We start from the raw sequence: 854 nt of genomic DNA, 5'->3' as shown, positions 1-854 counted from the left end.
CGAAAGCAGCGTGAGAAACGTTGCCGCCGATTGACTAAGGGTTCCTGGGGCAGGTTAATCCGCCCAGGGTGAGTCTGGACCTAAGGCGAGGCCGACAGGCGTAGTCGATGGATAACGGGTTGATATTCCCGTACCCGTGCACGAGCGTCCAGTATCGAATCAGGTGATGCTAACCACGCCGGCTGGTTTCCTGTCCTTCGGGACGGGTTGCTGTGCTGGTCTGGGATCCGAGCTTGTAGTAGGTAAGTGATGGGGTGACGCAGGAGGGTAGCTCTACCCGGCGGTGGTTGTCCGGGGGTAAGCGTGTAGGCCGGGGGGTTGGCAAATCCGCCTCCCGTTAAATGGCTGAGACGTGATGCGGAGCCGTTTTTGGCGAAGTGAGTGATCCCATGCTGTCGAGAAAAGCCTCTAGCGAGTTCGTGAGCGGCCAGTACCCTAAACCGACGCAGGTGGTCAGGTAGAGAATACCGAGGCGTTCGGGTGAACCATGGTTAAGGAACTCGGCAAATTGTCCCCGTAACTTTGGGAGAAGGGGAGCCCTGTCCGGTGAAGGCCTTCGCGGCTGGAGCTGGGTGGGGTCGCAGATAGCGGGGGGAAGCGACTGTTTATTAAAAACACAGGTCCGTGCGAAGTCGTAAGACGCTGTATACGGACTGACGCCTGCCCGGTGCTGGAACGTTAAGAGGACCGGTCAACTGACTTTCGGGTCGGTGAAGCTGGGAATCCAAGCGCCAGTAAACGGCGGTGGTAACTATAACCATCCTAAGGTAGCGAAATTCCTTGTCGGGTAAGTTCCGACCTGCACGAATGGCGTAACGACTTCCCCACTGTCTCAACCATGGGCCCGGTGAAAT

The 854-nt window shown here is 57.5% G+C and carries 1 rRNA gene; it reads left to right on the top strand.

The window, feature by feature from the left end:
- Positions 1 to 854 (top strand): 23S ribosomal RNA (locus ACJOT3_RS34740); the annotation flags it as partial.

This window comes from Nocardiopsis protaetiae, assembly GCF_045446735.1.
Taxonomy (GTDB): domain Bacteria; phylum Actinomycetota; class Actinomycetes; order Streptosporangiales; family Streptosporangiaceae; genus Nocardiopsis; species Nocardiopsis protaetiae.
Note: the sequence above shows the minus strand (reverse complement) of the source record. Positions and strands in the feature narration are given on the sequence as shown.